At 71.8% G+C, this 25558-nt stretch carries 24 protein-coding genes; 14 read left to right on the forward strand and 10 right to left on the reverse strand.

What is annotated here, in order from left to right:
• Positions 1–51: 51 nt before the first annotated feature.
• From N6H00_RS20010 to N6H00_RS20045, 8 genes are all read left to right on the forward strand, one after another.
• Positions 52–789 carry a YcnI family copper-binding membrane protein gene (locus N6H00_RS20010; protein WP_268977045.1) on the forward strand — a complete coding sequence of 246 codons (738 nt, stop codon included), beginning with the start codon at positions 52–54 and terminating at the stop codon, positions 787–789.
• Positions 790–944: 155 nt separating this feature from the next.
• Positions 945–1607, forward strand: a complete 663-nt coding sequence (locus N6H00_RS20015; RefSeq protein WP_268973157.1) for an SCO family protein — start codon at positions 945–947, stop codon at positions 1605–1607.
• Positions 1604–2116, forward strand: a complete 513-nt coding sequence (locus N6H00_RS20020; RefSeq protein WP_268973158.1) for a copper chaperone PCu(A)C — start codon at positions 1604–1606, stop codon at positions 2114–2116. The genes N6H00_RS20015 and N6H00_RS20020 overlap by 4 nt, the downstream gene beginning before the upstream one ends.
• A gap of 6 nt (positions 2117–2122) precedes the next feature.
• Entirely contained in the window at positions 2123–4309 is a 2187-nt protein-coding gene (locus N6H00_RS20025; RefSeq protein ID WP_268973159.1) for a copper resistance CopC/CopD family protein, read from the forward strand.
• A complete protein-coding gene (efeB, locus tag N6H00_RS20030) occupies positions 4306–5547 on the forward strand; it encodes an iron uptake transporter deferrochelatase/peroxidase subunit (protein ID WP_268973160.1) in 1242 nt (413 codons plus the stop codon). Before N6H00_RS20025 ends, efeB begins: the two co-directional genes overlap by 4 nt.
• Before the next feature lie 117 nt (positions 5548–5664).
• Positions 5665–6600, forward strand: coding sequence for a prephenate dehydratase (gene pheA / locus N6H00_RS20035; RefSeq protein WP_268973161.1), 936 nt, complete (start codon positions 5665–5667; stop codon positions 6598–6600).
• Between the two features lie 586 nt (positions 6601–7186).
• Entirely contained in the window at positions 7187–8464 is a 1278-nt protein-coding gene (gene serS, locus N6H00_RS20040; protein WP_268973162.1) for a serine--tRNA ligase, read from the forward strand.
• Entirely contained in the window at positions 8461–9294 is an 834-nt protein-coding gene (locus N6H00_RS20045; RefSeq protein ID WP_268973163.1) for an HAD family hydrolase, read from the forward strand. The genes serS and N6H00_RS20045 overlap by 4 nt, the downstream gene beginning before the upstream one ends.
• Before the next feature lie 155 nt (positions 9295–9449).
• On the opposite strand, the gene N6H00_RS20050 is transcribed toward N6H00_RS20045, so the two are convergent.
• Together N6H00_RS20050 and N6H00_RS20055 are read right to left on the reverse strand one after the other, a co-directional pair.
• Entirely contained in the window at positions 9450–9899 is a 450-nt protein-coding gene (locus tag N6H00_RS20050; protein WP_268973164.1) for a phospholipase, read from the reverse strand.
• 203 nt (positions 9900–10102) lie between these two features.
• Positions 10103–11107 (reverse strand): Lrp/AsnC family transcriptional regulator, encoded by a 1005-nt coding sequence (locus N6H00_RS20055; RefSeq protein WP_268973165.1) that lies wholly within the window; start codon positions 11105–11107, stop codon positions 10103–10105.
• Between the two features lie 160 nt (positions 11108–11267).
• Here N6H00_RS20055 and N6H00_RS20060 point away from each other — a divergent pair, with 160 nt between their 5' ends.
• The 5 genes from N6H00_RS20060 to N6H00_RS20080 all read left to right on the forward strand — a co-directional run bounded on the left by N6H00_RS20060 (position 11268) and on the right by N6H00_RS20080 (position 16610).
• Positions 11268–12812 (forward strand): MFS transporter, encoded by a 1545-nt coding sequence (locus N6H00_RS20060; RefSeq protein ID WP_268973166.1) that lies wholly within the window; start codon positions 11268–11270, stop codon positions 12810–12812.
• 347 nt (positions 12813–13159) lie between these two features.
• On the forward strand, positions 13160–13909 hold the full coding sequence (locus N6H00_RS20065; protein ID WP_268973167.1) for a hypothetical protein: 750 nt from the start codon (positions 13160–13162) through the stop codon (positions 13907–13909).
• Positions 13910–14031: 122 nt separating this feature from the next.
• Positions 14032–14778 carry a FadR/GntR family transcriptional regulator gene (locus tag N6H00_RS20070; RefSeq protein ID WP_268973168.1) on the forward strand — a complete coding sequence of 249 codons (747 nt, stop codon included), beginning with the start codon at positions 14032–14034 and terminating at the stop codon, positions 14776–14778.
• 109 nt (positions 14779–14887) lie between these two features.
• Positions 14888–16183 (forward strand): CynX/NimT family MFS transporter, encoded by a 1296-nt coding sequence (locus N6H00_RS20075; RefSeq protein WP_268973169.1) that lies wholly within the window; start codon positions 14888–14890, stop codon positions 16181–16183.
• Between the two features lie 157 nt (positions 16184–16340).
• Complete coding sequence (locus N6H00_RS20080; RefSeq protein ID WP_443072987.1) at positions 16341–16610, forward strand: hypothetical protein; 270 nt, start codon at positions 16341–16343, stop codon at positions 16608–16610.
• Between the two features lie 100 nt (positions 16611–16710).
• Here N6H00_RS20080 and N6H00_RS20085 read toward each other — a convergent pair whose 3' ends face one another.
• The 7 genes from N6H00_RS20085 to N6H00_RS20115 all read right to left on the reverse strand — a co-directional run bounded on the left by N6H00_RS20085 (position 16711) and on the right by N6H00_RS20115 (position 23069).
• A complete protein-coding gene (locus N6H00_RS20085) occupies positions 16711–17439 on the reverse strand; it encodes an ABC transporter permease subunit (protein WP_268973170.1) in 729 nt (242 codons plus the stop codon).
• 15 nt (positions 17440–17454) lie between these two features.
• The gene (locus N6H00_RS20090) at positions 17455–18381 is read right to left on the reverse strand and encodes an ABC transporter ATP-binding protein (RefSeq protein WP_268973171.1); all 927 of its coding nucleotides are present in this window, start codon (positions 18379–18381) and stop codon (positions 17455–17457) included.
• On the reverse strand, positions 18378–19277 hold the full coding sequence (locus N6H00_RS20095) for an ABC transporter permease (protein ID WP_268973172.1): 900 nt from the start codon (positions 19275–19277) through the stop codon (positions 18378–18380). Before N6H00_RS20095 ends, N6H00_RS20090 begins: the two co-directional genes overlap by 4 nt.
• Entirely contained in the window at positions 19267–20352 is a 1086-nt protein-coding gene (locus N6H00_RS20100) for an ABC transporter ATP-binding protein (protein WP_268973173.1), read from the reverse strand. Before N6H00_RS20100 ends, N6H00_RS20095 begins: the two co-directional genes overlap by 11 nt.
• Before the next feature lie 225 nt (positions 20353–20577).
• Entirely contained in the window at positions 20578–21162 is a 585-nt protein-coding gene (gene pspAB / locus N6H00_RS20105; protein WP_268973175.1) for a PspA-associated protein PspAB, read from the reverse strand.
• Between the two features lie 3 nt (positions 21163–21165).
• Positions 21166–22074 carry a zinc metalloprotease HtpX gene (gene htpX, locus N6H00_RS20110; RefSeq protein ID WP_268973176.1) on the reverse strand — a complete coding sequence of 303 codons (909 nt, stop codon included), beginning with the start codon at positions 22072–22074 and terminating at the stop codon, positions 21166–21168.
• 89 nt (positions 22075–22163) lie between these two features.
• A complete protein-coding gene (locus N6H00_RS20115; RefSeq protein ID WP_268973177.1) occupies positions 22164–23069 on the reverse strand; it encodes an LLM class flavin-dependent oxidoreductase in 906 nt (301 codons plus the stop codon).
• Positions 23070–23280: 211 nt separating this feature from the next.
• Here N6H00_RS20115 and N6H00_RS20120 point away from each other — a divergent pair, with 211 nt between their 5' ends.
• Positions 23281–24162, forward strand: coding sequence for a Cof-type HAD-IIB family hydrolase (locus N6H00_RS20120; protein ID WP_268973178.1), 882 nt, complete (start codon positions 23281–23283; stop codon positions 24160–24162).
• 81 nt (positions 24163–24243) lie between these two features.
• Here N6H00_RS20120 and N6H00_RS20125 read toward each other — a convergent pair whose 3' ends face one another.
• Positions 24244–25107, reverse strand: coding sequence for a hypothetical protein (locus N6H00_RS20125; protein WP_268973179.1), 864 nt, complete (start codon positions 25105–25107; stop codon positions 24244–24246).
• Positions 25108–25558: the final 451 nt, after the last annotated feature.

The raw sequence follows: 25558 nt of genomic DNA on the forward strand, positions 1-25558 counted from the left end.
CGCGCCAACCCACCTGATCATTCCTGTCCCTGGAGTGTTGACATGAACGCCATGCGTCTTCGCCGTCTGCCGGTCCTCGGCTGTCTCGCCGCGGGCGGCCTGGTGCTGCTCGCCGCGGGCCCTGCCTTCGCACACGTCAGCGTGCAGCCCGGCCAGGCCGAGAAGGGCGGCTACAGCACCATCGACTTCAAGGTGCCCAACGAGCGCGACGACTCCTCCACCGTCAAGCTCGAGGTGACCCTGCCCAGCGACCACCCGCTCACCTCGGTGATGCCCCAGCCGGTGCCCGGCTGGGACGTCAAGGTCACCAAGTCCAGGCTCGCCAAGCCCGTGGAGGTGCACGGCGAGAAGGTCAGCGAGGCGGTCACCAAGGTCACCTGGTCCGGCGGGAAGATCGAGCCGGGGATGTTCCAGCAGTTCCCGCTCTCGGTCGGCCAGCTGCCCGAGGACGCCGACCAGCTCGTGTTCAAGGCCCTCCAGACGTACGACAACAAGGAGGTCGTGCGCTGGATCGAGGAGCCCAAGGAGGGCGCCGCGGAACCCGAGAACCCCGCGCCGGTGCTCAAGCTCGTCGCCCCGGCCGAGGGCTCGGACGGCCAGGACGCCGGCGCGGCCTCCGACAAGGACGACGACTCGGGGACGGCCGGGGCCGAGGAGTCCGCGTCGGGCGACTCCGACGGCAAGGACAGCAGCGACACCACCGCCCGGGTGCTGGGCATCGCGGGCATCGTCGTCGGCGCCGCCGGTGTCGTCTTCGGCGTGGTCGCCGGCCGCCGCCGCTCCGCCTGACCGCCGGCCACCCGGCCCAGCGTGTGTGCCGCCGGTGACCGCGAACGCTGAACCGCTCGCGTGATCCGGGGGGCGGCGGGCCCTCGTGCGCGCCGCCCCCGCACACCACCGATCCACCTCTGTACTTTCTCTCTGTCTCTTTGGAGAACAGCTCCATGCGCACCAAGATCCTGGCCACCGCCCTCGTCGCCACCGCCGCGCTCACCCTCAGCGCCTGCGGCGGCTCGGACGGCGGGGGCACGGGCGACAGCAACGCCGCCGCCGAGGTCAAGGGAGGCCAGAAGTCCGGGCAGGCCATCGTCCTGGACGACGCCAAGGCCAAGCCGGACCTGGTCCTCACCGACACCGACGGCAAGAAGTACGACCTGCTCGAGGAGACCAAGGGCCGGCCCACCCTGCTCTTCTTCGGCTACACCCACTGCCCGGACGTCTGCCCGCTGACCATGAGCAACCTCGGCATCGCCGAGAAGAAGCTGTCCAAGGCCGAGCGGGAGAAGCTGCGGGTCGTCTTCGTCACCACCGACCCCGCCCGGGACACCGCCAAGCGGATCCGCTCCTGGCTGGACGCCCAGGGCGGCACCGACTTCGTCGGGCTGACCGGCGACTTCGACACCATCGAGGCCGCCGCGCGGCCGCTGGGCATCTACATCGAGAAGCCGAAGAAGGAGAAGGACGGCAGCGTCACCGTCAGCCACGGTGCCGAGGTGATCGGCTTCTCGCCCAAGGACGACAAGGGCCACTGGATCTACACCATTCAGGCCACGGCCGATCAGTACGCCAAGGACCTGCCGAAGATCATCGAGGGGCGGAACCCGTGACCGCGGAACCCGTGACCGCCGTGACCGCGGCAGGTCCCGGCATCCGTAAGGCGGCCGCCGCGGTCCTCGCCCTCGCCCTGTCCGCCACGCTCGCCGCCTGCTCGGGCGACGGCGGCGGGGACGGTAAGGGCCACGGGGGCGGTCCGGAGCTGTCCGTGAGCGGCGCGTACCTGCCGCGGCCGCCCATGACCGACATGGCGGCGGGCTTCCTGACCGTACGGAACACCGGTGGCGGCGCCGACGAACTGACGTCCGTCACCACCCCGCTCGCCTCCGAGGTCACCCTGCACAGCACCAAGGGCACCCGGATGAAGGAGGTCAGCTCGCTCGGCGTGCCGGCGAACGGCCGGCTCGAACTGAGCAGCGGCGGAGATCATCTGATGCTGACAAAACTCACCCACCGGCCGAAGGTCGGTGAGAAGGTCACCTTCACTCTGCACTTCGCCACATCCGACCCCATCGAGATCAAAGTCCCGGTCGAGCCGACGACGTACCGCCCCAAGGACTGACGCCCGATGCCCTCGCTGACCTCCCCGGCCCCCGCCGGACCCACCGCGACCCCGGCCCGGACCACCACGGCCGCCACGTCCCGGACCGCCACGGCCGCCCGGCGGCTGGTGGCACGGCGGCTGACGGCGGTCTGCGGCACCCTGCTGGCCGCGCTGCTGTGCGCGCTGAGCGTGGGCGCGGGCTCCGCGTCCGCGCACGCCGCGCTCACCTCGACCGACCCCGCGGACGGCTCGGTGGTGCAGACCGCCCCCAGGGAGGTCACGCTGCACTTCTCGGAGGGCGTGCTGCTCTCCGACGACTCGGTGCGCGTGCTCGACCCCAGCGGCAGGCGCGTGGACACCGGGAAGGCCACCCATGTCGGCGGCACGTCGTCGACCGCCGCCGCCGAGCTGCACTCCGGACTTCCGGACGGCACCTACACGGTGGCGTGGAAGGCGGTCTCCGAGGACAGCCACCCGGTGAGCGGGGCGTTCACCTTCTCCATCGGCGCACCGTCCAAGACCACGGCGAAGGTGCCGACCGGCGGGGCCTCCGACACCACGGTCGGCACGCTCTACGGGATCGGCCGGTACGCCGCCTACGGCGGTTTCGCGGCGCTGGTGGGCGGCTGCGTGTTCGCCGGGTTCTGCCGGTCCTCCCGCCCGGTGCGGAAGATCGCCGTGGGCGGCTGGGTGACGGTCTTCGCGGCCAGCCTGCTGCTGTTGCTGCTGCGCGGGCCGTACACCGAGGGCGAGGGCATCGGCGGCGTCCTCGACCTCGGCGGGCTCGGCGATGTGCTGTCCACGAAGCCGGGCGCGGCGCTGCTGTCCCGGCTGCTGCTGCTCGGCGCGGCGGCGGTCTTCCTGGCCGTCCTCTTCGGCTCGTACACCCGTCGTACGGAGGCGAAGGCGGAGGCGGAGGGGGAGACGGCTCAGGCGGCTGAGGCGGCGGACGTGCGGCGCCGCCAGGACCTCGCCTTCGGGCTCGGCTTCGGCGGCACGGTGATGGCCGTGGGCCTCGCCGCGACCTGGGCGATGGCCGAGCACGCCTCGGTCGGCCTCCAGCGGCAGCTGGCCATGCCGGTGGACGTGATCCATCTGATCGCGGTCGGGGTGTGGCTGGGCGGTCTGGCCTCGCTCGCGGCGACGCTCCGGGCGGGCGAGCCGATCGAGCGGGCGGCGGTGCGCCGCTTCTCGCGGCTGGCCTTCGGCTCGGTCGTCGCCCTGGTCGTCACCGGGCTGTACCAGTCGTGGCGGCAGGTGGGCTCCTGGGGCGCGCTGACCGACACCGAGTACGGGCGATGGCTGCTGGTCAAGGTGGGTCTGGTGGCGGTGCTCGTGGGCATCGCGGCCATCTCGCGCCGCTGGACCGGGCGCCTTACGGATGCCACGGCGGAGGCGGGGAACGCGGCGGAGGCCGAGGGCCCGGTGAAGGCCGCGCGGCCGGTCCGCACCGGCGCGGCCGACGCGGCTGGCGCGGCTGGCGCGGCTGGCGCGGCTGGCGATACCCGTGAGATCCCTGACGCCTCTGACACCCCTGACACCCCTGCCGACGCCGAAGCCGAGTCCGGGGAAGGGGAAGGGACAGGTGAGGCGTCCGGTGACGGCGCCGAGAGCGCCGCCGGCGACGACCCCGTCCGCGCCGCCCAGCTCGCCCGTCAGCGAGCCGCCAGGGACAAGACCGCCACGCTGCGGGAGCGCGACGCCGACGCCGAGCGCAGCGGTCTGCGCCGGTCGGTGATCGCCGAGACCGTCGTGGCCGTCGTGCTGCTCGCGGTGGCCACCGTGCTGAGCGGCACCCAGCCCGGCCGGGCCGAGACCGGGCAGGCCGCCGCCGCGGCCACGGACCCCGGCGGCCGGCCGGAGGTGGACCCGGTGAGCGTGCTGATCCCCTACGACACCGGCCCCAAAAGCGGCCGCGGCAAGGCCGTCGTCATGATCGAACCCGCGCTGCCGGGTGACAACGCGCTGCATGTCTTCCTCACCGACCCGGCCGACCGTCCCGTGGACGTGCCCGAGGTCAAGGTGGCGCTGACGCTGAAGCCGAAGGGGATCGGGCCGCTGCGCATCCCGCTCGAGCACCTCTCGACCGGGCATTGGAGTGCCGCGAACGTCCAGCTGCCCATGGCCGGCACCTGGCAGCTCTCCCTGACCGTACGCACCTCCGACATCGACCAGGTGACGGAGACCAGGAACGTGAAAGTCGCTCAATGACCACAGAGCAAGCACCCTCCCCCGGCATCTCCCGGCGGCGTCTGCTGGGCTCGGCGGGCGCCGCCGGCGCGGCCGGACTGGTCGCCGGCGGGGCCGCCGGAGCCTACGCGGCCGAGGCGACACGGGAGGCCCCCGAACCGCTCAGCTCCCTCGGCGCGACCGCCGTGCCCTTCCACGGCAAGCGCCAGGCGGGCATCACCACCCCCCTCCAGGCCCACGGCCATCTCCTCGCCTTCGACCTGACGGCCGGTGCGAACCGTAAGGCGGCCGCCGCACTGCTGCGCCGCTGGTCGAGCACGGCCCGAGAGCTGATGGCGGGCGAGGCCCCGCCGGACGATACGGGGATCGCGCTGGACGCCGGTCCCTCGTCCCTTACGGTCACCTTCGGCTTCGGCCGGACCTTCTTCGGCAAGGTGGGACTCGACGACCAGTTGCCGGAGGCACTCGCCCCGCTCCCCGACTTCGTCTCGGACGCGCTCGATTCCCAGCGCAGCAACGGCGACCTGTGGATCCAGATCGGCGCCAATGACGCGCTGGTCGCCTTCCACGCGCTGCGCGCCCTGCAACGCGAGGCCGCCGGGACGGCCCGGCCGCGCTGGCAGATGAACGGCTTCAACCGCAGCCCCGGTGCCACCGACCGCCCCATGACCACCCGCAACCTCATGGGCCAGATCGACGGCACCAACAACCCCAAGCCGACGGACGACGACTTCGAGCGGCGGATCTTCGTACCGGAGAAGGGGGAGCCCGGATGGATGGCGGGCGGGTCCTACGCGGTCGTCCGGCGCATCCGGATGCTGCTGGACTCCTGGGACCACCTCTCCCTGGAGCGGCAGGAGAAGGTGATCGGCCGCCGTAAGTCGGACGGCGCGCCGCTGTCCGGCGGCACGGAGACCACCCCGGTCCGGCTCGACAAGGTCAACAAGGACGGTTCGCTGGCCATCGCGGGCGCCGCCCATGTGCGGGTCGCGGCGCCCGAGTCCAACCAGGGCGCCGCGATGCTGCGCAGGCCCTTCTCGTACCACGACGGCTTCCGCGACGACGGGGCGCCGGACGCCGGTCTGCTGTTCATCGCCTGGCAGGCGGACCCGTTGAAGGGGTTCGTCCCGGTGCAGCGGAAGCTGGACCTGGGCGACGACCTCTCGCGGTTCCTGCGGCACGAGGCGAGCGCGCTGTTCGCGGTGCCCCCGGGCTGCGCCCCGGGGGAGTACGTGGGTCAGGCACTCTTGGAGGGATAGGGAAGGGACGAGCCACCTGTGCGCCACCGCGTCCGCGGACGGGGAGGCGAGCGGGTCGGCGGTCCGGGCCGACGCGGGTATCGTGGCGGTCTCGTCTGATCACAGGGAGCGACCGTGATGTCGGCCAGCCGCTATGCCTACCTCGGCCCCGAGGGCACCTTCACCGAGGCCGCCCTGCGCTCCATGCCGGAGGCCGCCACCCGGGAACTGGCGCCGATGGTCTCCGTGCCGGCCGCGCTCGACGCCGTGCGCTCCGGCGCCGCGGCGGCCGCCCTGGTGCCCATCGAGAACTCGGTCGAGGGCGGCGTCACCGCGACCCTCGACGAGCTCGCCACCGGCGAACCGCTGATGATCTACCGCGAGGTGCTGCTGTCCATCAGCTTCGCGCTGCTGGTACGGCCGGGCACCACGCTCGCCGACATCAAGACGGTGACCGGACATCCGGTCTCCCAGCCCCAGGTCCGCAACTGGCTGGCGGCGAACCTCCCGGACGCCCTGTGGGAGTCGGCCGCCTCGAACGCGGACGGCGCGCGGCTGGTGCAGGAGGGGCGGTACGACGCGGCGTTCGCGGGCGAGTTCGCCGCGTCCAGGTACGGTCTGGAGCCGCTGGTCGCCAACATCCACGACGCGCAGAACGCGATGACCCGCTTCGTGCTGGCCGGCCGCCCCGCCCGGCCCGCCGCCCGGACCGGCGCGGACAAGACGTCCCTGGTGCTCTGGCTCGGTGACGACCACCCGGGCGCGCTGCTGGAACTGCTCCAGGAGTTCTCCGCGCGCGGGGTCAACCTGGTGCGGATCGAATCGCGCCCGACCGGTGAGGGCATCGGCCGCTACTGCTTCTCGGTGGACTGTGAGGGGCACATCTCCGACCGGCGGGTGGGTTCGGCCCTGATGGGGCTGAAGCGGACCTGCCCGAAGGTGCGGTTCCTGGGCTCGTATCCCCGGGCGGGTGCGACGGCGGAGGACATGTCGCCGCTGCGGCACGGGACCTCGGACGAGGCGTTCGCGGAGGCGGCGGAGTGGCTGGCCCGCTGCCAGGACGGCCGGGCCTGACCCGAACGCCCACCCGTATCCCCGGCTCATCTGGCTCATCACTGAAAAAAGTTATCCACAGGCTGGTGCGCCTGCTGGGGATAAGTCGACATCGTCACATCCGGCAAAGCGGACTCATCGCGTCATGTGCCGCGTCCAGCTCCAATGCCGACATCACCACCCTGTCACCCAATTCCCCTGCCCAACCCCTTGGAGTGAGGGATTCCTGTCTTGTGGAAGGTGTGAACGCGGCTTGATAGGGGAATCCATGGCCGAGCATGTCGGCGGCCTAAACGATCACCGTGACATCCACAGATCTCACACACAGCCTGTGGATAACCACAGGACTTCCCCCCGTACCTGTGGACAACCAATCCCCAACTCACCCCGCCCACAAGGGAAGAGGGGCGCCTCGGCGCCGCCCCTTTGCCCCGTTTCGGGGAGTTCGTAGGCATTCCCTGACGGCGGCCGAGTGGCGGCCGAGTGGCGGCCGGGTGGCGGTCGTCACAGGAATTCCCCGGTTTACCCACAGCCACAAGAAGGGGCAAACCGGGACGCAAAGGAGTATCGCGTCGAGCCCCCGAGGTCCCACCGGTAACCTGGTGGGGTGATTGACCTTCGCCTGCTCCGTGAGGACCCCGATCGTGTGCGCGCCTCCCAGCGCGCTCGTGGAGAGGACGTCGGCATCGTCGACGCACTCCTGACCGCCGACGAGCGGCGCAGGTCCTCCAGTGTCCGCTTCGACGAGCTGCGCGCCGAGCAGAAGGCGCTCGGCAAGCTCATCCCCAAGGCCGCCGGTGACGAGAAGGCCGAGCTGCTGAAGAAGGCGGGCGAGCTGTCCGCCGCCGTCAAGGCGGCCGACGCCGAGCAGGACGCGGCCGCCGAGGAGACCCAGCGGCTGCTGCTCCAGCTGGGCAATCTCGTCCACCCGGAGGTGCCGGTCGGCGGCGAGGACGACTTCGCCGTCCTGGAGACGGTCGGCACCCCGCGCGACTTCGAGGCCGAGGGCTTCGCCCCCAAGGACCACCTGGAGCTCGGCGAACTGCTCGGCGCGATCGACACCGAGCGCGGCGCCAAGGTCTCCGGTTCGCGCTTCTACTACCTGACGGGGATCGGCGCCCTGCTCGAGTTCGCCCTGGTGAACGCGGCGATGGCACAGGCCACCGCGGCGGGCTTCACCCCGGTGCTCACCCCGGCGCTGGTCAAGCCGAAGGCCATGGAGGGCACCGGCTTCCTCGGCCAGGCCGCGGACGACGTCTACCACCTCGACAAGGACGACCTCTACCTGGTCGGCACCTCCGAGGTGCCACTGGCCGCATACCACATGGACGAGATCCTGGACGCGGGCGAACTGCCGAGGCGCTACGCCGGGTTCTCCTCCTGCTTCCGCCGCGAGGCCGGGTCGTACGGCAAGGACACCCGGGGGATCTTCCGGGTGCACCAGTTCGACAAGGTCGAGATGTTCGTCTACACGACCCCGGAGGAGGCCGAGGCCGAGCACCAGCGGCTGCTGGAGTGGGAGAAGCAGTGGCTGACCTCGCTCGAGCTGCCGTTCCGGGTGGTCGACCTGGCCTCGGGCGACCTGGGCTCCTCGGCGACGCGGAAGTTCGACTGCGAGGCGTGGATCCCGACGCAGGGCAAGTACCGCGAGCTGACCTCGACCTCCAACACCACCGAGTTCCAGTCCCGGCGGCTGTCGGTCCGGATGCGCGAGGGCAAGCGGGTCCGCCCGCTGGCCACGCTCAACGGCACGCTGTGCGCGGTGACCCGGACCATCGTCGCGATCCTGGAGAACCACCAGCAGGCCGACGGCTCGGTGCGGGTGCCCGAGGCGCTGCGGCCGTTCCTGGGCGGACGCGAGGTCCTGGAACCGGTCGCACAGTGAGCGACGCACGGCGGGGGGACGGGCTGCCCTATCGCCTGGTGGCTACCGATCTCGACGGGACCCTGCTGCGCCCCGACCACACCGTCTCGGCGCGGACCCGCGCCGCGCTCGCCGCGGCCACCGGGGCGGGTGCCGCGCATATCGTCGTCACCGGGCGGACCGTCCCGGTGGCCCGGCACATATTCGACGATCTCGGCTACCGGGGTCTCGCGGTGTGCAGTCAGGGCTCGCAGCTCTACCACGCGGGCGAGCAGCGGCTGCTGACCTCCGTCACGCTGGACCGCAAGGTGGCCCAGCTGGCGCTGGAGAAGATCGAGGCGGAGATCGGTCCGCTGCGGCTGGCCGCGGCCCGTGACGGGCTGGACGGCGAGGTGCTGTTCGGCGAGGGGTACCGGGCGGACCACGAGGGGATGCCCCTGGTGCGCTTCACCGACCCGGCCGAGCTGTGGTCCCAGCCCCTCAGCAAGCTCTACATCCAGCACGCGGAGCTGGACGACGACGCACTCGCGGACGCCGCCCGGACGGCCGTCGGCGGCCTGGTCGGGGTGACGATGGCCGGTGCCGGACTGGTGGAGCTGCTGCCGCTGGGGCTGACGAAGGCCACGGGCCTTTCGATGGCCGCGCGCCGGCTGGGGATGACCGCCGCCGACGCGATCGCCTTCGGCGACATGCCCAATGACATCCCCATGTTCGGCTGGGCGAAGCACAGTGTCGCGATGGCGAACGCGCACCACGACCTCAAGGCCGTCGCCGACGAGATCACCGCGTCCAACACGGAGGACGGCATCGCGGTGGTGCTGGAGCGGCTCTTCCCGGCGGCAAGCGGGTGAACCGGCCGGATGCCGGTGCGGCCGCCTCGGCGGGCCGCCCGGCATCCGGGCGGCCCGGCAGCGGCGTGCCTCTCAGCCCTTCCGACCGCGGCCGAGGGGCCGGGCCGAGGGGCCGGGCCGAGGGGACGGGGCCGAGGGGCCGGGGTCACGAAAGGTCAGCCGAAGACCTTGACCGCCTGGTAGTACGTCCACGCCGTACCGTCGCACGAGGTCTTGGTGGCACCGCTGTAGGCGTTGCAGACCCGCTTGAGGTCCTCGTAGAAGGCGCTGTCGATACGCGCCTTGTTGGCGTCGAAGATGCCGAGCGCCTTGTGGTTGCGGTAGCCGAAGTCATGCCGGGCGCAGGCGGTCTGGAACGGGAAGCCGAAGGGGTTGTCGGGGGAGCTGCTGCAGTAGTCGGTGGACCAGTCGAACTGGTAGGCCGCCCAGGCACTCTGGTTGTTCCGCGCCGCGAGCCAGGTGTTGTAGCTGCTGGCGCTGGTCTGGGTCCAGCTGGCGAGGACCTGCTGCTTGTCCGCGGGGACCGCCTGGGCGGGTGCGGCCAGGGCGACGGTGGCGGCCGCGGTGACCGCGGTGGCGGCGAGACTCGTGACAAGGCGACGCATTCGGGTTCCCTCCGTTTTTTCACTTCTGACGTCCCCTCACACGCTTGTGGCGAAGGGAGGGGGCGACGTGGTGTGATCCAGCGCACGCCAAGAGTTCGCCAGGTCCCTGACAACCGTCAAGATCTCCACCGACGTGGAGATGAACAGACTTCGACCACGGGGGTTTCGGAGCTTTCTCCAACTACCGCCGGTACAAGGGACGTTCAGGAAGCACGCCAGGGCACCCGGGAGGGAGGGGTGAGCAGCGGCCCCGGACCCTTGATCCGGCGCAGGACCGGGGAGGTCTCCATATCCAGCACGGCGGGCAGTTCGGCGATACGGGTGGTCAGATAGGTGTAGAGAGCCGGGACATCGGCGCAGACCACGGTGGCCATCAGATTCTTCGACCCGGTGGTCGCACAAGCGAACGCCACCTCGGGGTGGTCCGCGAGCTTCTGCCCGGTGGCGTCGAGTTCGGACGGCCGCACCGACAGCCACATCGTGGTCGTGACGCCTTGGCGGAACAGCCGGGGGGAGTAGTCCACGTCGAAGTACAGGGTGCCGTCGGCACGCAGATCGGCCAGCCGGCGGCGCACCGTGGACTGCGACCAACCGGTGGCGTCGACCAGTTCGGCCAGCGGTGTCCGCCCGTCGCGCGCCAGGGCGTCCAGCAGTTTGCGGTCCTCGGCGCCCAACGGTCCGCGCGGGCCCTTCGACCGGACCGCGGCGGGCGGGCGCAGCCGCTGGATCTGCTCGGCCGTCAGCGCACCGGACTTGTTGACCGGGCTCTGCTGCCCGCCGAAGTACTCGTGCAGCACGCAGTACGCGCTCACCCCCACCACCCGTGGTGTTTGCGGGAGTTTGCGCAGCAGCAGGGCGTCACTCTCCTGTCCGTGCGCCGCCCGGGTCGACGCGGCGACCTCGGTGCCGTCGGACAGTACGTTCACCCAGGAGGTGTCGGTCCGCCGGGCCAGCGCCTCGGCCACCGCCAGGGCGGCGTCCGGCAGGCATCGCACCCGCACCAGCCAGACCACGTCGCCGACCGCCATCGGGGCGGTGAGTCCCAGCACCCGTATCGTCCCCGTCGTCCGCAGCCGGGTGTAGCGGCGGGCCACGGTCTGGTCGGAGACGCCCAGCACCTCGGCGATCCGGGTGAAGGGGGCCCGGCCGTCGAGTTGGAGGGCGTGCGCCAGCGCCCGGTCCAGGTCGTCGTACCCATCGGATTCCACCGCTCAAAGCTAGCGGGCGTCGGATATCACCACCGGGGCGGTGCCGGCTGGAGGAGCGGCCGGGGGACGGCGACGGTAAGAGCCGCGGGGACCGCCGCCTGGGCCGGTCCCCGCTCCTCTTGCCGGAATGTCCGGCCCGCTCGAATTCCTGGAGTCAGTCATGCGCAGATCATGGTGGCCGCTGGCCGCCATCACGCTCGGCAATTTCATGCTGTTGATAGACGTGACGATTGTGAACACCGCGCTGCCGCAGGTGGCTCGGGGGCTGGACGCGTCGTTCACCTCCCTCCAGTGGGTGATGGACATCTACGCGCTGGCGCTCGCCGCGCTGCTGATGGTGGCCGGTTCGGCGGCGGATCTCTTCGGACGGCGGCGGCTGTATCTGGCCGGTCTCGCGGTGTTCGCGCTCTCCTCCCTGGTCTGCGGTCTGGCACCGGACGCCGGGGTGCTGATCGCGGCCCGCGCCGTCCAGGGGGCGGGGGCGGCGGCCATGTTCGCCACCAACACCCCGCTGCTGATGGCGACATACTCCGGACGCGACCGCGGTATCGCCTTCGGGGTGTGGGGCGGGACGAGCGGGGCGGCCGCGGCGATCGGCCCGGTGCTGGGCGGACTGCTGACCGAGTACGTCGACTGGCGAGCGATCTTCCTGGTCAATCTGCCGCTGACGGCGATCGCGGTGTGGATCACGGTCCGTTCGATCGACGAGTCGCGCGGTGCGCCGGGGGTGCGGATCGACTGGCCGGGCGCCGCCTCGTTCACGGTGTGCGCCGGGGCGTTGACGTACGGGCTGATGCGGGGCGGCGAGGAGGGCTGGGCCGAAACCGGCACGGTCACCGCGCTGGTGGCGGCCGCGATCGCGCTGCTCGTCTTCGTCGCTGTAGAGCGCGGGAAGCGACAGCCGCTGCTGGACCTGGGGCTGTTGCGCCGTCCGACGTTCGCGGTGCTGATGGCGGCGGCCCTGCTGCTGCAAGCGGCGGCCTTCCCGTACCTCACCTACGCCGGGCTGTGGCTACAGTCGGTGCTGGACATGAGCCCGGTGCAGGCGGGGCTCGCGGTGACGCCGATGGCGGGCGTCTCGCTGGTCGTCGGCGCGGCGGGCGGACGGCTGCTGGAACGGGTCGCCCCCGGGCGCGCGCTCGGCGGCGGACTGCTGCTGGTGGGCGCGGGCGCGCTGGTCAACGCCGCGATGGTGACACCGGACGCGGACTGGACGGCCTTCGTCCCGGGCCTCGCGCTGGCCGGTCTGGGAATCGGTCTGGCCATGCCGGTGCTGGTTTCGGCGGCCCTCGGCTCGGCCCCACCGGAGCGTGCGGGCATGGCCAGCGGCGCGGTGAACACCTTCCGGCAGCTGGGCTACGCACTGGGGATCGCCGTCCTGGGCACGGTGTTCGCGACGCGGGTGCGGGACATGGTCGACGGCAGCGGCGCCGTCCCGGCACGGGCCGCCGGACAGGCCGCCGAGGCCATCAGCGGCGGCCACGCCGACGCCTTGATCGCCGCCGCCCCACCGGCGCGGGCGGACGCGGCCCGAGCGCTGGTCCACGAGTCGTTCGCGGCCGGGCTCGATCGCATCTGCGTGATCGCCGGTATCGCGGCCCTGGCGGCGGGCCTGCTGGTGCTCGCCGTCGTCCGGGGCGGCCCCGCCGCACCGGACGCGAAGCCGAGCGCCGAGGAGTCCCCGGCGGAGCCGGTCCACGCCTGAGCGTGCACGACGCGAGACGCGCGACACGGGACACGCGAGACACGCGAGATACGAGGGGCGGGCGCCCGACGGTGCCCGCCCCTCGCGGCGTGAGGCCGACGTCCGTCAACGCGCGCGGCGCAAGTAACCCTCCCGCGGTCGGATCGTTGTTCCTTATACGCGTTATGCGCGGAGGCAACGCGAGCTGGAGCCTCGGCCGGGCGACGGATCGACGGGCAGCGATGTCACGGCGGTTGGGTCCGAAAGAGGTAGGGCAGCCTCCGCTCCTGGTCCCTGGATACGGGCGGCCTGGCCCCTGGCTGGTGGGGCGTGACCATCACCTGAAATCCACACCGGAAGGCACATCCATGCCACCTGAGACCGCACTACTGGAGTCGCGCTCGCTGCGCGACAGTGTCATCGCCCGGACGGACGTCCTCGACAAGGTCAAGGTCCTGACCCTGCTGCCCGATGGGCTGCATATCACCACGCGCATGGTCGCGGAGTACTTCGAGGTTGGGGAAGAAGCCGTCAAGAGTCTGACCAAGCGACACCGGAAGGAGTTCCACAGCAACGGGATGCACACCCTTCGAGGCGCTGACCTGCGGTCCTTCCATAGGTCCACAATGGACCTATGGGAGTCGAGTTATCCACAGGCCATCACCCAGCTCACCCTCTACCCCCGCCGGGCCATCCTCAATGTCGCCATGCTGCTGCGCGACAGCGATATCGCCAGGCGGGTACGCACCTATCTCCTCGATATCGAGGAGTCGACCCGGAACGGACCGGGAACCGGGACGGAGCAGCTTCCGCTCGAACAGGTGCTCACCGAGCGGATGCTGGCCGGGCCGATCGGCAACCGTCTCGAGGCCGTCGAGGCGTGTCTGGCGGATGTCGGCTCCACGCTGCGGGAGCTGGCGCCGTGGATGGCCAGGGTCTCCGCCCGGCTGGACGGCATGGACCGGCGGCTCGATGCGCACGGACGGGTCATCTGCGCCATGAGCGAGCGGCTCTGCGATCTCGGTGATGACATGACCGAGGTCCGCAAGGACGTCGCCACACTCAAGGCCGAGGCGGCCCAGCGGCGGGCGCGGCGCGCCCAGCGACGGCGCGCGTAGCGGACCGGCGGAGCCCGGTGGGCGGGGTGACGTCCCGCCCACCGGGTTCGCCCGAGCGCACTTGTAGGATGACTGGGCAATCGGGCGAATTGAAGCGGAACCGAACGAGGGGAACGGGCGAGATGGCGTTGCGGGCGGCCGGACGACAGTCGCTGGTCGACACCGTGGTGGAGCAGCTGCGGGCACAGCTCGCCGAGGGCGAGTGGAAGGTCGGCGACCGCGTGCCCACCGAGCACGCCCTCGCCGAACAGCTCCAGGTCGGCCGGAACACGGTCCGCGAGGCGGTCCGCGTCCTCGTGCACGCGGGAATGTTGCAGTCCCGGCAGGGCGAGGGCACCTTCGTGGTCTCCACCACCGACCCCGCCGAAGTCATGCGGGATGTGCGGCGCGCCGGAATCCGGGATGTGCTGGAGTTGCGGATCGCCCTGGAGGCGGAGGGCGCGCGGCTGGCCGCGCTCCGCCACACCCCCGCCGATCTGCGGCGGATGCGGGCGGCGTTGGAGTCGCTGGAGTCGTTGGAGGCACTGGAGTCTCCGGAACCGTTCGAGCACGCCGGAGAGCAGCCCGCGTCCGGCAGCCATGAGCTGTACGCGTCCCATGACGTCGGATTCCACATCGCCGTCGTCGACGCCGCGCACAACGCCGCGCTGAGCGCGACCTACGGCTGGTTCAGCACCTCGGTACGCGAGTCGCTGGTGGCCTCGCTCGGCGACCGGGAGTTGCCGAGCATTTCCCATGCCGACCACCGCGCCCTTGTCGACGCCATCGCCTCCGGCGATCCGGCGGCCGCCGAGGCGGCGGCGCGGGCGCTGCTGGAGACGCCGAAGCGCGCGATCGAGGCGCTGCTCGCCGCCGACGCCACCGGCTGAGCCCCCTTCGGCGCGCCTGACCGCGGCCCGGCGCTCCCACCACCCACCACCACACCCACCTCACCGCCCCCACCTCACCCCACCTCATCACGTCGGAACGGAGCTCTTCTTGCCACGCCCGCACACCCCCGGCCCCGAGGCCGAACCCCTGCTCGTGGACGCCGAGACGGATCTGCGGCCGACCCGCGAGGTGGCCGCCGCGCGGCGCACTCTGCGGGCCCACCCCGCGCTCCTGCTGATCGGCATCGTGCTGGCGTCGCTCAACATGCGGGCCGCGCTCGCCGGGGTCTCCCCGCTCCTCGGTGAGATCAGCGGCCACTTCGGGCTGTCCGCGACCGCGGGCAGTCTGGTCACCACCATTCCGCTGATCTTCATGGGCCTGGCCTCGCCCTTCGCACCCCGGCTCGCCCGGCGCTGGGGCACCGAGGCGGTGCTGCTGGGCGCGCTGGTGCTGCTGTTCGGCGGCGTACTGCTGCGCGTGGCGTCGCCCGTGACGGCGCTCTTCGCCGGCGGCGCCCTCGTCGGCAGCGGGATCGCGTTCCTCAATGTGCTGATGCCGGGCCTGGTCAAGCGTGACTTCCCGCACCGGGCCGCCGGGATGACCGCGCTCTACACCACCTCGATGATCGCGGGGGCGACGGTCTCCGCCGCCTCCGCCGTGCCCCTGGAGGACGCGCTCGGCGGCTGGCGGGGTTCGCTCGCCTTCTGGGCACTGCCGGCCGCGGTCGCGACGCTGGTCTGGATACCGCAGACGGTGCTCGCCCGGCGCGGAACGCACCACGGGGAGCCCGCGGCGACTCCGGTGAGGACCACGCCGGACGCGGCGGGGCCGAGGCTGAGCCGCTCCCCGCTGGCCTGGCAGGTCACGCTGTACATGGGGTTGCAGTCGTCGATCGCGTACGTCTGCGTCGCGTGGATGCCGACGATCTTCACCGACCACGGTATGAGCAAGAGCACGGCCGGGCTGGTGTTCGCGTTCAGCAACATGCTCCAGATGGTCGGTTCGTTCGTGGTGCCCACCCTCGCCGGGCGGATGCGCTCCCAGCGGTCGCTGGCCGTCGCCGTAGCGGCGCTGATGGCGTCCGGTATCGCGGGCATGCTGGTGGCCCCGGTCGCCGGTGCCTGGGTGTGGGCGGCGCTGATCGGCGTCGGACAGGGCGGGGCCGTGGGGCTGGCGCTGACCATGATGGTGCTGCGGACCGGGGACGCCCACACCTCCGCGCGCCTGTCCGGAATGGCGCAGACCTGGGGCTATCTGCTCGCCGCCGCGGGCCCGCTGGTGCTCGGCGCGGTGCACCAGGCCACCGGCGACTGGACCGTGCCGCTCACGCTGATGCTGGCGGTGTGCGGGGTGCTCGCGGTGCTGGGCCTGGGCGCGGGACGCGACCGCAAGATCCGGTCCTGAGCTCCTTGACCGCTCCGGGAGTCCGAGCGGCTCAACTGGCCGTACTCCGTGCGCGGTCCGACGCTTTCACAGCCGGTCCTCAGCCCGCAGAGGGCCGGTCGACAACCACCGCCGCCACTCTCGGTGTCATCGGCACCGACGAGGACCGGAGGACGGGATGAGCGGCATGGACGAGGCGGAGACCACCCAGGGCACTCGGGCCACGGCGGGCACCCGGCGACCGTGGCGGAAGCTGCTGCGGGCTCCCTGGACCGTGGTGTGTGTGGCGGCGACCGTGCTGCTCGGTTCGTCCGCGACCGTGGCCTCGGCCCTGGACAAGGCCAACGCGGCCCCCACACGCTTCGTGGCGGCGGCCGTCACGACGACCGCCGCCACCGCGGAGACGACCGGCGGCCGCTCCGCCGTCCCGGCGCGGTGGCGGCCGTAAGGCGCGCATGAGCCACCGCCGTAAGGCGCGCATGAGCCCTCCCTGGGCGCCGGGCGTCCGCATAAGCCCCTGCGCGCCGGGTGTCACCCCGCGCGGGTGGTCACTCCTCCCCCGCGAGGGTCAGCGAGCGCAGCTTGCGGCCCGCGTACCAGGTCGCGGCCCCGGTCACGGCCAGCAGCAGGACGACACCGGTCGCCAGGCCGACGTCCGACGAGATCACATCGCCGTCCTCGACCTTCTGCGCGAGCGCCAGCGCCCACTGCTGCACGCTGAGCTTGCGGGCCCCGGCCACCAGGCTGCCGAAGAAGGTCTCCCAGACCAGGGCGTAGACCAGCCCGGCGATCACCGCGTGCCGGGTCACGGTGCCCAGCAGCAGGAAGATCGCGCTGTAGGCGACCGAGGCCACGGCGGCGGCGACGGCGTAGCCGACGGCCAGCTGATGGGCGTTGCCGTTGAGCAGGAAGCCCGCGAGCAGGGTGGGGATCGCGGAGAAGGCGACCGTGACGCCGATCGCCACGACCAGCTTGGTGATGATGATCGTCGGCCGCTTCACCGGCTTGGCCAGCAGATAGATGACCGAGCCGTCGTCGATCTCCGGGCCGATCGCGCCCGTACCGGCGATCACGCCGATCAGCGGGACCATGGTGGCCATCGCGAAGCCGCCGAGGACCGCGTCGGCCGTGTTGTCGTCCGCTCCGGTCAGCAGCCGTACGGCGAGCGAGATCAACAGCAGCAGACCGGGCAGGGTGAAGAGGATCAGCGCCCGGCGGCGGCCGAGCAGGGCCCGGTAGGTGAGCCGCGCGACGGTGGGGTGGTAGAGCGAGGACATCGCTGTGGGCTCCTTTCAGGCCGCGACGAGGTAGGAGAAGACGCTCTCCAGGGACTCGTCGGAGGGCGAGACCGTGAGGAGCCGGATGCCCTGGTCACGGGCGACCCGGGGGAGCAGTTCGGTGAACCGGGCGAAGTCGACGGCCTGGATGTGCAGTCCGCCGTCGGCGCCGGTGCTCGCGTCGACCTCGATTCCGGTGGTCGACGGGTCGGCGATCAGGGCGGCGGCGAGCGCGCGGTCGTCGCTGGACCGGACGAGATAGCGGTGCGGACGGTCCGTCATCAGCCGGCGGATCTTGCGGAAGTCGCCGGAGGCGGCGTGCCGGCCCGCGACGATCACCTCTATGTGCGCCGCCAGCTGTTCGACCTCCTCGAGGATGTGCGAGGAGAACAGCACGGTACGGCCCTCCGCGCCCATCCGCCGCAGCAGATCCATGAGCTGCATCCGCTGCCGCGGGTCCATGCCGTTGAACGGCTCGTCCAGCAGGAGCACCGACGGCTCGTGCACCAGCGCGGAGGCCATCTTCACCCGCTGGCGCATGCCCTTGCTGTACGTGGCGATCTTGCGGGAGCCCGCGTAGTCCATCTCGACGGTGTCGAGCGCCTTACGGGCGGCGGCGCGCGGATCGGGCAGCCCGTGCAGCTCGGCGTTGGCGATCACGAACTCACGGCCGGTGAGGAAGTCGTACATCGCCTCGCGCTCGGGGACGATGCCGATGTGGCGGTAGGCCTGCTCATTGCGCCAGATCTGGGCGCCGTCGAGGGTCACCGATCCGGTGGAGGGGGCCAGGAAGCCGCCCATCATGTTGATGAGGGTGGACTTCCCGGCGCCGTTGGGGCCGAGCAGCCCGGTGACCCCGGGGCCGATGGTCATGGTCACGTCGTTGACGGCCACGACGTTCCCGAACCAGCGGGAGACGTTGTCGATGGCGATCGTGGTCACAGGCCGACCTTTCGGTAGCGGCGCATCAGCAGCCCGTACGAGCCGGCGATCAGGCCGAGGAGGACGAGGACGTAGACGAGCCCGGTCCCGGTGCCGGGGCCGTACTCGCCGGGGAAGGAGGAGTCGGCGCCGAGGAACGCCGTCTGCACCCCGTCGATGATGGTGATCGGCGAGAACAGTCCGATCCAGCTCACCGCGCCGGTGCTGCCCTGGTCCCAGGCGATGGCCTGGACGGCGGACACCGCGCCGTAGGAGATGGTCAGCAGGGCGATGACGGCGGCGACGCCGAAGCCGCGGCGCGGGGTGAGCGCGGCGATGACCAGGCTGAGACCGGCGAAGAGGAGGGAGAGCAGAGCCACGGAGACCAGTCCTTGTGCGAAGCCCTTCGTCTGATCGGCGAAGTCGAGCTTGGCGAGCAGTGCCCCGACGTAGAGGATCAGCAGGGGCGCGCCGGTGAGGATGAACAGGGCGGAGGCCATGGCGGCGAACTTGGCCACCACGTAGTCCATCGTGTCGATGGGGCGGGAGAAGTAGAGCGGAATCGTCCGGAAGCGGAGGTCCCGGGAGACGGACTGCGGCGCCTGGGAGGCGGTGTAGAGGCCGATGACGGCCTGGAGCATGATCGCGTAGCGGGTGTACTGGACGGGCAGCTTCTCCGCGCTGGTGGCGACGGCGACCGCGACGATGATCGCGGCGGGCATGCACATCACGGCCAACAGCAGCATCGGCGCGACCTTGGACTTCGCGGAGCGGCCGAGTCCGTAGGCGCCGCGCAGGCTCTGGGAGAAGAGCGAGCGGCGGGCGTAGGCGCGGCCCAGGCGCGGGCCCTCGTAGTGGCGGTAGCCGATGTTGTGAATGACGTCGGCGCGCTGCTGGGTCACGGTCTCAGGCGGCATCGACGGCACCTCCGTTCGCGTTCGCGTTCGCTTTCGCGCCCTCGTCGGCGTCGGCGTAGGCGTCCGTGTCGGCGCCCTCGTCCGTGTCGGCGCCCTCGTCGTCGGCGTCGGGCCGGAAGATCTCCGCGATGCGGTGGCGGCGCTGTTCCATGCGGACCAGGCCGAGGCCGAGGCCGGCGATGGTGTCCCGGACCGTGTCGTACGTCGCCTCCCCCGCGACGTCCACCAGCAGCACGTGGTCGGAGCCGGGCGCCCCGTCGGCACCCCGGCCGGCGGGCTGGACGGTGAGCCCGGCCCGGTCCAGGGCGGTGCGCAGCGCCGCGGTGCCGTCCGGGTGGTCGGCGGTGTCGGTCACCTCGACCGCGAGCGAGGCCGTCATCTGGGTGAAGTCGCTGGTGGAGCTGGAGCGGAGCAGCTTGCCGCCGTCGATGACCACCACGTGGTCGCAGGTGCGCTCCAGCTCGCCGAGCAGATGCGAGGTGACCAGGACCGAGATGCCGAAGTCGGTGTGGACGCGGCGGATCAGGCCGAGCATCTCATCGCGGCCGACCGGGTCCAGCCCGTTGGTCGGCTCGTCCAGCAGCACCAGACGCGGATCGTGCACCAGGGCCTGGGCGAGCTTGACCCGCTGCTTCATGCCCGTGGAGTAGCCGCCCATAGGGCGATATCGCTCCTCGTACAGCCCGACATGGCGCAGGGTGTCGGCCGTGCGCTCACGGGCGGCGGACGGCGGCAGCCCGGACATGCGCGCCATGTGGACGACGAACTCGGTCGCCGAGACATCGGGCGGCAGGCAGTCGTGCTCGGGCATGTAGCCGACGCTTTCGCGGATGGCGCTGCCGTCCTTGGCCACGTCGAGACCGAGCACGGTGGCGCGACCCTCGCTGGCGGGCGACAGCCCGAGCAGGATCTTGATCAGCGTGGACTTACCGGCGCCGTTGGCACCCACCAGGCCGGTAACGCCTGGCGCGATGTCGACGGAGAGCCGGTCGAGCGCGGTGACCCGGGGGAACCGCTTGCTCAGGCTTTCGGTGGCGATCACAGTCACGTCTTCGACCGTAGTGGTGTGAGGCACGGACGACGTCCCTCCAGACGGTGGGATTCGTCTAGTCCTCGGGTCTGACGCGCCCGTAAGGGACGGGCCCCTGACCGGAGGGGGTTACCGAGGGTATCCACAACCTTGGCGGGACTTAAGTCCGGTGTGGGCGACGTCGACAACAGGCCCTGACGACGAACCCTGACGGCAGATCCTGACGACAGCCCGGACGGCAGGTCCTGACGACAGCCCGGACGGCAGGTCCTAGAGACCCGGCGCGCCCCAGACCGGGAACCAGCGGCTCAGCTCCTTCTCGATCCGCAGATCGTCCCCGAGCAGCGCCCGCACCTGGAGCTCCAGCGCGTTGTCCCGCCGCTCCGTGCCGCCCGGCAGCGGCGCGAAGGGGTAGAAGGTGCCGCGCTTGTAGAGATACACCAGCGCGAGGGAACGCCCCGCCGCGTCCCGGAAGCCGATCAGCGAGCACAGCAGCTGCGGGCCGAACCCCCCGTCCTGGAGCAGCGAATTGACCGCGTGCAGGTCGTTCACCAGGGCCGCCACATCGTCCGGCGGCTGCCGGGCCAGCAGCCAGGTGAAGCCGTACGCGTCCTGGCTGAACTCCACCGGCACCCCGCCCCGGTCCGTGTCCGCGTCCAGCAGCTCCCGCACATCCCGCTGGAGCTGGGAGAAGGCGCCGCCCTCCACACTCGCGAAACAGACCGAACCCTGTCCGGTCGGGGTGAACCCCGCCCCCGCCTCCAGGCTGACCGCGGCCCCGGGGAGCCCGAAGAGCCGGTCGAGGTCGGGGCGCACCGGCTTGCTGCGGCCCAGGAGGGCGTCCCAGAACCCCACGCCTCAGCCCCTTCCCGCCTGGCCCAGCTGGGCGGAGACACGGGCGAGCCCCTCGAGCCGCCGCTCCAGCGTCGGGTGCGAGGAGAACAGCCGGCTGACGCTCTCCCCGGAGAGCGCGGGGGCGAAGAAGAAGGCGTTGAACGGCTCGACCTTGCGCAGATCGCGGGTCGGAATCCGGGCCATCTGCCCGGTCACCTTGGTCAGCGCGGCGGCGAGCGCGGAGGGACGCCCGGTCAGCAGCGCACCGGCGCGGTCGGCGGACAGCTCGCGATAGCGGGACAGCAGCCGGGTCAGCAGAAAGCTGATCGCGTAGACCACGGCGCTGACCAGCGGAATGAGCAGCACCGCGATGCCCGCGTTGCTGTTGCGGCTGCCCCGGCTGAGCCCGCCCCACAGCGCCGCGCGGGTCATAATGCCCGCCAGGACGCCGAGGAAGGAGGCGATGGTCATGACCGCCACATCGCGGTGCGCCACATGCGACAGCTCATGGGCGAGAACGCCCTCCAACTCCTCCGGCTCCAGCCGGCGCAGCAGCCCCGTGGTGGCGCACACCAGGGCGTTCTGCTGGTTGCGGCCGGTGGCGAAGGCGTTGGGCACATCGGTGTCCGCGATGGCCACCCGTGGCTTGGGCATGTCCGCGAGCGCGCACAGCCGGTCCACGGCACCGTGCAGCTCGGGCGCCTGCCGCGGGCTGACCTCCCGGGCGCCCATGCTGAAGGCCGCGATCCGGTCGCTGAACCAGAACTGCGCCACGAACAGCCCTCCCGCGATGATCACGATCAGCGGCCAGGCGCCCTTGAACAGCGCGAGCAGCACGCCGATGAAGACCACATAGAGCAGCCCGATGAAGAACATCGTCGTGACCATGCGGGCGGTCAGCCCCCGGTCAGGGGCATAGCGGGTATGCGGCATGGGACACCTCCCCTGGCGACGCCAAAGCCCTATACCCGATTCTGCCGCTTATCGCGGCATAAGCGATATCAGAGGCGTAAGGTGCCTCATCAGGCGATCTGCGCCGCACCCTCCGTGGCGATCTTCTCGAAGACATCGAGGTCGGCCGCGAAGACCGAATCGGGGATCGGCCAGTGCAGCACGATCTCGTCGATGCCCAGCTCGGCATGGCGCCCGGCGAAGTCCACGAAGGCGTCCACCGAGCTCAGCGGCCGTCCAGGGTCCGGGGTGAAACCGGTGAGCAGCACCGCGTCGAGATCGTCGGGGTCCCGGCCGGCCTGCTCGCACGCCTCGCCCAGCCGTGCGAGCTGCCCGCCGATGGCCGCCAGCGAATCGGCCGGGGTGCCCGTCTCGGAGATCTTCGGATCGCCCGTGGTCACCCACGCCTGGCCGTACCGCGCCGCCAGCCGCATCCCACGCGGACCGGTGGCGGCCACCGCGAACGGAATGCGCGACGGCTGCACACAGCCGGGGATGTTGCGCACCTCGTGCGCGCTGTAGTGCGTGCCCTCGTACGTCACCACATCGTGGGTCAGCAGCCGGTCGAGCAGCTCGACGAACTCGGCGAACCGGTCCGCCCGCTCCCTCGGCGACCATGGCTCCTCACCGCCGCGCAGCAGCGCCGTCGCGTCGAAGCCGGAGCCGCCCGCGCCGATGCCCAGCCCGATCCGCCCGCCGGACACGTCGTCCAGCGTGATCAGCTCCTTGGCCAGCGTCACGGGATGGCGGAAGTTGGGGGAGGTGACCAGGGTGCCCAGCCGCATCCGCGAGGTCGCCGCCGCGGCCGCCGTCAGTGTGGGTATGGCCCCGAACCAGGGCCCGTCGCGAAAACTGCGCCAGGACAGATGGTCATAGGTGTACGCGGCGTGGAAACCCAGCTCCTCGGCGCGCTGCCATACCTCCCGGCCGCCCTCGGTCCAGCGGCGGACGGGCAGGATCACGGTGCTCAGTCGCATACGGGGAGCCTAAGCGGCGGGTGTGACAACGCCGTACCACCGGGACGCCGACGCCGTACACCGGACGCCGCACCACCGGGACGCCGACGCCGCACCGCCGGAACCCCGGAAACGGCGCCGGGGCCATGGGAACGGCGCCGGAGGCCCGGGAACGGCGCCGGAGGCCGCAGCCGAGCACCGTCGCCTCACCGATGAGCGCATATGCGGGAGGATGGTTGCCGTGACTCCTGCGACCGAGCGGCCGAACACCCCGGCCACAGAGCCCTCCCGTCCCGCCCCGGCCCGGCCCCGGCTGATCGCCACCGACCTCGACGGCACCCTGCTGCGGGACGACAAGACGGTCTCCGACCGCACCGTCGCGGCGCTCGCGGCGGCCGAGCGGGCGGGCATCGAGGTGTTCTTCGTGACCGGCCGGCCGGCCCGCTGGATGGACGTCGTCAGCGCCCATGTGCACGGCCACGGCCTGGCGATCTGCGCCAACGGCGCCGCCGTGGTCGATCTGCACCGGGGCGGGCTGCCGATCGAGGTCCGCCCGCTGGCCGCCGACCGGGCCCTCGCCGTGGTGGAGGTGCTGCGCGAAGCGGCTCCCGGCACGTCCTTCGCGATCGAGCGCAGCGGCGGAATCTTCTACGAACCGCAGTACCCGCCCTTCCACCTCGACCCGGGCGCGATCGTCGCCCCCGCCGAGAAGCTGCTCCACGACGGTTTCGCCCACGCCGACACGCCGGTCCTCAAGCTGCTCGCCCACCACCCGGAGCTCGCGCCCGACGCCTTCCTCCAGCTGGCCCGCTCGGTGGCCGGGACGCACGGCGACTTCACCCGCTCCAGCCCGTCCGCCCTGCTGGAGGTCAGCGGTCGCGGGGTCAGCAAGGCCAGCACCCTGGCCCGGTGCTGTGCCGAGCGCGGGATATCCGCCGAGGAGGTCGTGGCGTTCGGGGACATGCCCAACGACCTGGAGATGCTGATATGGGCGGGCACCTCGTACGCGATGGCCAACGCCCACCCGGATGTGCTCGCCGCGACCACCCACCGCACGGCGAGCAACACCGAGGACGGCGTGGCCGCGGTCATCGAGCGGCTCCTGGCGGGCTGACCGACCGGGCGGAACAGCCGGAACCGCCCCCGGCCACACGGCCCGGGGCGGTCGGACGGCTGGGACTGCCAGAAGCTGGGACTACCAGAAGACGACCAGGTAGCCGTTGCCACCGTTGGTGCCGTTGGCGCCCGAGGCCCCGGGGGTGCTGCCGGTGGGGCCACCCCTGCCACCGTCACCACCCGCGCTGCTGTTCAGCGGGGGCAGCTCCACGATGCCGTCGACCGCGTCGCCGCCCTCACCGCCGGCGTCGCCGTTCTCCCCGTTCTCACCGTTGCGGGTCACCACGGAGAAGCTGTTGCAGGTGGAACCGGTACCGCCCGAGCCGCCGGCGCCCGGGATACCCGGGGTGCTCCCGGTGGCACCCTGGCCGGCCTGGCCGGGGTGACCGCCGGTGGCGGTGAGCTGGACGCCGCCGCCAGAGGCCAGGGTCGTCGAGGTCCCGGCCTGGCCGGCCTGCCCGGTCTGGCCGGGACCACCGGTGGCCGGACCGCCGGCGCCACCAGGACCACCCGGACCGCCGGCACCCAGGTCGACCGTGTAGGTGGTGAACGGCGTGACCGGGATCACACACCAGACGAAGCCGCCGGAGCCACCGCCACCGCCGGTGCCGCCGGGGGCAGCGCCGGTGCTCGCCGTCGGAACGCTGGCGCCACCGCCACCGCCGCCACCGCCACCCGCTCCCCACGCCTGGATGTGCACCGAGGTGACGCCCGCGGGAGGCGTGAAGGTGCCGTCCGCGGTGAACTCCTGGATCCCGTGGATGATGGACGGCGGCCTGGGGGGCTTCGGCTGGCCGCCAAGGCTCGTCGTGGCACTGTCATCCGCCGCGGCCACGGGGGACATGGTCAGGACCTGGCCGGTGAGGGCCGCCGCGGCGACGGTGGCGAAGAGGACCCGGCGGCGCGTCCGGGATCGCTTGGGAGTGGGACTGTGGCTGTTCACTTCATGACTTCCTTCCCCGCGGTCGGGCCAACAGCTGTCGCGGAGTGCGATGGGATACGGAGGACCGAACGGCCCGCGAGGCTCATCCCACCGTCGGTCACCACGGCCCGCATCCTGACGAGGTGATGGTTGGTACGCGCAGGTGAGGCGTTGGCCCGAGCGGGCGAGCAACAGCCGCCCCGCCGAGGCATGTCGGCCACCCCACCGCGCCGCGCCAGCCGCCCTACGGCGGCCTGTGAGGCGGGGCGCGGCGCGGGGCACCCCCCTCACAGCACCGCGTCAGCCGCCCACGCGGCCCTGGCAGTCGCGCCACGGCGCTGGGCAACTCCTCCACAGCGACGTATCGCCGTCCCCCCAGCGCCGGGTCAGCCACCCATGGCGCGCGTCAGCCCCCTCCGCAGCGACGTGTCAGCCCCTTCACAGGATCGCGTCAGCCCCCAGGAACGCCACG

The sequence above is a fragment of the Streptomyces sp. S465 genome (genome assembly GCF_026898115.1).
Taxonomy (GTDB): domain Bacteria; phylum Actinomycetota; class Actinomycetes; order Streptomycetales; family Streptomycetaceae; genus Streptomyces; species Streptomyces luomodiensis.